We start from the raw sequence: 6,820 nt of genomic DNA on the forward strand, positions 1-6,820 counted from the left end.
GCCGGTGCGCGGGAAGAGGTGGGGCCTGCGGGCGTGGCGCGCGAGGAATGGAACTTGCGCCAGCGGGCGCGGCGTGCGGGCCCGCCCGGGCCGGCCCGCGGCTGAGCGGCACCCACCACAGAAGATCCGGAGAAGCGCAAAGTGGCCCTGAAAAGCAATTCGTCGCGCGGACTGCAGCGGCAGGTAGACCTCACCACCGCCGTCTGCCAGGAGCGGCTCCTGGCCACCCACGTGCGGCACGTGATCGCCCTGGTGGACCTTGTCTCGGACCAGCTCCCCTTCGACGCCGCGCTCGACATCTACGCCCGCGTCCTCAAGCTCTCGCCGGAGCAGGCGCGCAACGTGGGCAGCCGCGTGCTGGCGGTGATCGGCCGCCGCAACGGCCTGCCCGAGGTGGAGGACCACGAGGTGGGGCTGCTGGAGGACGAGCCGGAAGACCGCGAGCAGGTGGACAGGTCCGCCACCGGTAGCCGCTTCGACCTGGTGTTCGGCCGCGTGCGCCGGCGCATCCGCGGGCGCGTGCAGGAAGACCTGCGCAACCGCATCAACCTGGCGGCGGCCCGCGCCGAGGACGCGCTGTTCCACACGCACGTGGAGAACGGCCTGATCTTCGCCCGCGCGCTGCAGGACGAGATGCCGCTGCACGAGGCGGTGGAGCTGTACCTGGAGCTGATGGCGATCCCCGACGGCGTGTCGGACGTGATCTTCAACCGGGCCCTTCGCACCGTTGCCGACGAGGTCCTGCCGCCCATCAACCAGACCCGCGCGCCCAAGCGCGAGGACGACGGCCGCTCGCTCGCCGAGTCCGCGCCGGCCGCCGCGACCGGGTCACCCGCCGCCGCGCCGAGCGTGTAGCAATCCCGGTTCGGCCGATCGCAGGTCAGACGAGGGAGTCCATCTTCGGGCTCCCTCGCGCTGTTTCATCCACCGAAGGCTGATCGACGGCGTCCGCCGCCCCGCATCTCCCATCGCTTCGCCCGATCCGCAGCATCTCGGGGACTCTCGCCCGCATCGCCCTGTCGTACGTCCTCCGGGATTGCATCGCCATGTTCGCAATTCCATGACGATCCGCCTGCTGTCGATCCGTTCCCGATCTCCCGAACATCCAACATCGCGGACATCGCAAAGGACCGTCATTCTGGCCGATCCGAGCTCCTCCGCGACCGGTATGTTCTTGCCGGAGAACGCCGGTGTTGCGTGCGAAGGCCGGGGCGCCCACATTGACGCTTGTTGCACATTTTCGGATATGGACAGATGTGCAACGGGCGGCGGCGCCGTCCGTGCATATGGGCGCGTGCATGCAACCGACCAGCGGGAGCGCGGCCACGCGCCGCGCAGGCACCGAACCTGCGTTCCGGCGTGGCGTTCAGCCCGGCGGCGGGTTCGCGCCGGGGTTTCCGGCGCCGCGCACCGGCAGAGGGTATGGGCACGAACTGGAGCACGGTGGTGTGGGGGGGCTTTGCCGCGAGCGTTCTGGCGGCGTGCGTTTTCTGGCTCTTCCGCAGCTTCAACTGGACGCGCTTCAGCCCCACGACCCAGCTCGGCTGCCTGTTCTACCGGGACCCCGGGCTTCCCTTGACGGAGACGGTCGGCCTCGTTCTCTTCATGGCGCTCGGCAGCACCCTGCTCCCGGCGCTGTATGCCTGGATCATGGCGGCGGCCGGCGGAGCGGGCTGGGCACGGGGAATGCTGGTAGGTGCGGTGCACGGCGCGCTGGTGGTGGGGGCGCTGCCGTGGGTGGGGAAGGCCAGCGCGTGCGTGCGCGCCGGGTACCTTCCGAAGCCGGGCACGCTTGGCCTGGGTTGGGGCCCGGCGACGCCGGTGGGGGTGGTGGTGGGGCACGCGGTGTACGGAGGGATCCTCGGAGCGGTGCTGGGCGCCGCGTAGCTGTCCGCAGGGCGGGGGCACGAGGGTCCGTCACGGTCAGGGACGGAGGGGAGGGGGAGATGGAGAGACGAGCGGAAGGGCTCCGGGCAGGCGGGCGTGCGGCGGTCGCACGCGTCCGCGGCGGCCGTGGGACGCGAGTTCGCGTTCCGGGCGCCGGCCGGGAAACCCTGCGCCGCCGTCTCCCGCGGCACGGTCGTTGCACTGTGCCGCGAGCACAGAGCTTTGCCCCGGTTTCGCGTCCGGCCTTGCCCGGACATGCGGTGCCGGGGTGCGTCGTTTCCGGCGGCGGGGCGCGTCGCCCGGACACGTCGCGGGTAAGCGGAGGGCCCGCCGGGAAGCGCTGGCGGGAGAGTTAGGGGGAGGGGGCGTCTCGCACGGGCGCCCGGCCCGGCCGGTCCGGCGGCCCGCGAAGGTGGCGGCGAAGCTGGAATGCGGTACCGGCGGGAGCGGAGATCCACGGCGCCGGGTGGCCGTGGAAGGCCCGCGGACCGTGCGCGCAGGTCCGGTGGACGGCGGAGTTGCAGAGGCCGAGCCGAATTTGCGAGGGTCATGGCACTTTTTTTGAATGGGGTGCCGACCCGATGGACCTTTCCCCACTGTGGGGATTGGAACAGCTTTTCACCTGGTTAGGAGAGGACTCGATGAAACGATTGCTGACGTCCGCCCTGGCAGCTGCAGTGGTGGCCGCGGGGACGGGAAGGGAAGCGCAGGCGCAGGACATGATGAATCGCCGCGCGAGTCAATTCGACCTGGGTGTGTATGCCGGCGGCGCGTACACGACGTCGTGGTTCAAGATCAACGATGAGGGCTACAAGCCCGGCATCGCCCCGATCTTCGGGCTCACGGCGGCGTACTTCGCCACCCCCATGCTGGGCCTGCGGGCTCACGGCGCCTACATGCCGAGCCGCCTGCCGTACACCGGCGGCAACCGCATCAGCGACAAGTGGGACGTGAACAACTGGTTCTACGACCTGGACCTGGTGGTCCGGCCGTGGATCACCAGCGCGAGCAGCAACTGGATGGCCGACACCTACTTCTTCCTGGGTGGCGGCGGTCTGACGACGAACGCGGGCGGCCCCGAGGCGAACAAGTGCGCCGTCGTGGCGGTGTACATCGCCAACGGCGTCTGCGTCCCGAGCGAGACCAAGCTGGGCACGGTGGGCCAGGGCGTCGCCGGCTTCGGCGTCGACTTCTTCCCGCTGACGTCGATGCTCGGCATCTTCGGCGAGGCCGCGGTGCACGGCTACGACTCGCCGGCGCACATCTACGGCAACAACGGCAACGCGGTCGACAAGATCTCTTTCACTCCGCGCGTGGTGCTCGGCCTCAAGGCGAGCTTCGGCAACCTGATTCCGCCGCCGCCGCCCCCGCCGCCGCCGCCGCCGCCCCCGCCGCCCCCGCCGCCGCCCCCGGCGCCGGTCGTGACGGAGACCCCGGTTTCGATCTGCGTGGTGCAGGGCACGGAGCTGACGACGGTGAACGGCATGGTCTCGGCCTCGGGTGACACCACCGTGAACGGCGTCGCCTTCGGCACCGCCTACCCGGCGAGCACCGGCTACGCTGCCGGCGCGAACTGGTACATCGGGAACGAGACGGTGACGTTCATGGGCAAGAAGTACGAGAAGTACGGCCTGCCGCGCATCCTCTCCACCACGGACATCAACCGTGGCGGCGACTACCAGGGTGTCGGCGTGTACACCGAGACGGGCGCCACCGCGGGTCAGGCCCCGCAGGTGATCTACGTGCCGGTCCGGCCGGGCTGCGAGTTCCAGCCCTACCAGCTGCAGGCAGTCATCCGCACGGTCCGCGGCTGATCCTGGCGGCAAGGCCCTTCGGGGCCTGATGGAAACGGAGGGGCGTCCCGCATGGGGCGCCCCTCCGGTTTTTGTGCCCCGTCGCCTGCGTGCGGAGCGCCGGGCCGGGTGATAGATTCGTCCGCGGCATGCGCCGGTGCGGGAGAACCTACACAGCGACGGTACGGACGTGGAGACGAGCGGGACGGAAGCGCTGAAGCGCGCGGCGGCCGAGCGTGCGGCGGAGTGGATCGCCGATGGGATGACGGTGGGCCTGGGCACCGGATCCACCGTGAAGCACCTGCTGGACGTGATCGCCGAGCGGCGCGCGGCGGGCGAGTGGGCCGGCATCGTGGGCGTTCCCACCAGCGAGGACACGGCCGAGCGGTCGCGGCGCCTGGGCATCCCGCTCGCCACGCTCGCCGAGCGCCCCCGCCTGGACGTGACCATCGACGGGGCCGACGAGGTGGATCCCGGGCTGCGGCTCATCAAAGGCTTGGGGGCGGCGCTGCTGCGCGAGAAGGTGGTCGCCAGCGTCTCCGCGCGCCTGGTGATCGTGGCGGATGAGACCAAGGTCGTCGAGCGCCTCGGCACGCGGGCGCCCGTGCCGGTGGAGGTGGACCCGTTCGCGGCGGCGGTGCTGCCGGACTTCTTCCGTTCGCTGGGCGCGGAGCCGACGCTGCGGAGGAAGAACGGGGAGACGGTGGTGACGGACGGGGGGCACTGGATCTACGACTGCCGGTTCCCGGGCGGCATCGACGACCCAGAAGCGCTGGAGGTGGCGTTGAACAACCGGCCGGGCGTGGTCGAAAACGGGCTCTTCCTGGGCATGGCGAGCGCGGTGGTGATCGCGGGCGCCGGCGGCGTGCAGGTGCGCGAGCGAGGTGCGGCGTGAGCGCGGTGAAGATCGCCCCGTCCATCCTTTCCGCTGATTTCACGCGGCTGGGGGAGCAGATCCGGGAAGCGGAGGAGGGCGGCGCGGACTGGATCCACGTGGACGTGATGGACGGGCGCTTCGTGCCCAACATCACCATCGGGCCGCTGATCGCCGCCGCGGCAAGGCGGTCGACGACGCTGCCCATCGACGTGCACCTGATGATCCGCGAGCCGGAGCGCTACGTGGCGGCCTTCGCGGACGCGGGGGCGGACTACATTACCGTGCACGTGGAAGCGTCGCCGCACCTCCACCGCACCGTGCAGCAGATCCGCGAGCGGGGGGCGAAGGCGGGCGTCACGCTCAACCCCGCGACGCCGGTGGAGGCCATCGCCGAGGTGCTGCCGTACGTGGACCTGGTGCTGGTGATGTCGGTGAATCCCGGCTTCGGCGGGCAGTCTTACATCCCCACCAGCACGGCGAAGATCGCCCGGATCCGGCGAATGCTCCTGGAGCTGGGGCGCACGGACGTGGAGCTGGAGGTGGACGGCGGCGTCGCTCCCGACACCATCGCTGCCGTAGCCGGAGCCGGAGCGTCGGTGGTGGTCGCCGGCTCGGCCGTGTACAACGCGAAGGCGACCGTGGCGGAGAACATCCGGCGGCTGCGGGAAGCGGCAGGGCGCGCATAGGCTCGCCGGCCGGGACGGTGGCAAGCCCGGCTCGCGACAATTATCTTCCGTGCCGACGTGCTCTCGTCGTTTCGGGGGCCGCGCCGGGATGGTGAAACGGTAGCCACAAGGGACTTAAAATCCCTCGGGTGCAAGCCCATGCGGGTTCGAGTCCCGCTCCCGGCACCTGTGCAGAGCCCCGCCTGTCCGCAGGCGGGGCTCTGGCTTTGCGTATCGGCCCGCCGGGCTCGCGGCTGCTTGCGCGGGCGGCTATGTTGGGCGCCCGTCCCGCGCCACGCCGGAGATGCGCATCGTATCGGCCGCGGCCGGGTATCGCTTCGGCGGACGCGGCTCGCGGGTCCGCATCGATGGCCCGGCATCTACCGGCTGCCCTGCTGTTTCCGGCCGATGCACGGCGTCTTGTCCCTGCATCCGGCAGCGGGACTTCGGTGGATGGGGTGGTGACGGGCGGATGATGATCAGGTGATGACGAGAACGGCTGTGGACGCAGATAGAGGAGCGGGGCGATGAGAGACGAGGAGATGGACGGCCTGGCGGACGACGGAGACGACGACGCGGACGAGCCCGGCTTCACCGTGGTGCCCGCGGACGACGGGGCGGACGATGAGACCGTGGATGCCATCGTGCGCGAGGCGGCGACCCTGGGCACGGAGGACCGCTGGGAAGAGGCGCACGAGATGCTGCTGAACGCGGTGGAGGAGCAGGGCGAGAACGCGACGCTGCTCTGCTACCTGGGCCTCGCGGCGCAGCGCCTGGGCAGCGACAGCGAGGCGTACGAGGTCTTCCGCCGCTGCCTGGCGCTCCAGCCGACCGACCCGTTCATCCTCGCGTCTGCGGGGACGGGGCTGGCGGCGTTCGACGACCCCGACGCGGAGGGGACGCTGCGGCTGGCGGCGCTCACCGCGCCGGACATGCCGTACGCCCGCGCGGCGTACGGCTCGTACCTGGCGCGCGAGGGCATGCTGCCGGAGGCGACGGCGGAGCTGGAGACGGCCCGCACGCTCGCGCCCGACGACGCGGGCGTGCGCGCGGAGCTCGCCGCGGCGTACCTGCTCGCGAAGCGCAAGGACGAGGGGCTGGCGGAGATCGAGGAGGCGCTGTCGCAGGAGGCGGACGACTCGTGGCTGCGCGCGCTGTACGGCCTGGCGCTGCTGGACGCGGGCCGCCCCGAGGAGGCGGCCGAGGAGCTTCACCGCGCGTCCGGCGAGCGGCCGGAAGACGTGGAGCTGGCGCTGGCCGCCGCGCTCTCGGCCTCGTCGCAGGGCTGGCAGGACGAGGCGTACGCCGCCCTCGCCCGCGCCGAGGCCGCGGCCGAGGCGCTGGACCGCGACGCCGTCGAGGAGGTGGAGGAGGCGGTGGAGGAGGGCGCGGAGGCGGCGGAGGACTTCCTGCGCGAGCAGCTGGGCCCGTCGCTGCTGCGCGAGCGGCTGCTCCAGCGCCCGTGAGCGTGGGCGCGGAGGCCACCGGCGACACGACGTGGGGCGGCGACGGACCGCCCGCGCGCCCGCGACCGCGCAAGCGGCACGGCGCGGTGCGGCTGCTGCGCGGGCTGCTGATGCTCGTGCTGCTGCTGGTGG

At 71.6% G+C, this 6,820-nt stretch carries 6 protein-coding genes and 1 tRNA gene; all 7 read left to right on the plus strand.

The window, feature by feature from the left end; genetic code table 11:
* Window positions 1–141 precede the first annotated feature (141 nt).
* The 7 genes from VFE05_23120 (at window position 142) to VFE05_23150 (ending at window position 6,688) form a co-directional block, all read left to right on the plus strand.
* The gene (locus VFE05_23120; GenBank protein ID HET6232988.1) at window positions 142–855 is read left to right on the plus strand and encodes a hypothetical protein; all 714 of its coding nucleotides are present in this window, start codon (window positions 142–144) and stop codon (window positions 853–855) included.
* 567 nt (window positions 856–1,422) lie between these two features.
* Window positions 1,423–1,887, plus strand: coding sequence for a hypothetical protein (locus tag VFE05_23125; GenBank protein HET6232989.1), 465 nt, complete (start codon window positions 1,423–1,425; stop codon window positions 1,885–1,887).
* 641 nt (window positions 1,888–2,528) lie between these two features.
* Window positions 2,529–3,701: a hypothetical protein gene (locus VFE05_23130; protein ID HET6232990.1), complete on the plus strand. Its 1,173-nt coding sequence runs from the start codon at window positions 2,529–2,531 to the stop codon at window positions 3,699–3,701.
* Between the two features lie 136 nt (window positions 3,702–3,837).
* Window positions 3,838–4,575, plus strand: coding sequence for a ribose-5-phosphate isomerase RpiA (gene rpiA, locus VFE05_23135; GenBank protein HET6232991.1), 738 nt, complete (start codon window positions 3,838–3,840; stop codon window positions 4,573–4,575).
* Window positions 4,572–5,243: a ribulose-phosphate 3-epimerase gene (rpe, locus tag VFE05_23140; GenBank protein ID HET6232992.1), complete on the plus strand. Its 672-nt coding sequence runs from the start codon at window positions 4,572–4,574 to the stop codon at window positions 5,241–5,243. Before rpiA ends, rpe begins: the two co-directional genes overlap by 4 nt.
* An 82-nt stretch (window positions 5,244–5,325) precedes the next feature.
* A tRNA-Leu gene (locus VFE05_23145) sits at window positions 5,326–5,408 on the plus strand.
* A gap of 341 nt (window positions 5,409–5,749) precedes the next feature.
* Window positions 5,750–6,688 carry a tetratricopeptide repeat protein gene (locus VFE05_23150; protein HET6232993.1) on the plus strand — a complete coding sequence of 313 codons (939 nt, stop codon included), beginning with the start codon at window positions 5,750–5,752 and terminating at the stop codon, window positions 6,686–6,688.
* Window positions 6,689–6,820 lie beyond the last annotated feature (132 nt).

The sequence above is a fragment of the Longimicrobiaceae bacterium genome (genome assembly GCA_035696245.1).
Lineage (GTDB): Bacteria > Gemmatimonadota > Gemmatimonadetes > Longimicrobiales > Longimicrobiaceae > DASRQW01.

Coding starts and splice junctions, on each gene's coding strand:
- VFE05_23125 (HET6232989.1), top strand. CDS start 1,423: ATGGGCACGAACTGGAGCACGGTGGTGTGGGGGGGCTTTGCCGCGAGC.
- VFE05_23130 (HET6232990.1), top strand. CDS start 2,529: ATGAAACGATTGCTGACGTCCGCCCTGGCAGCTGCAGTGGTGGCCGCG.
- VFE05_23150 (HET6232993.1), top strand. CDS start 5,750: ATGAGAGACGAGGAGATGGACGGCCTGGCGGACGACGGAGACGACGAC.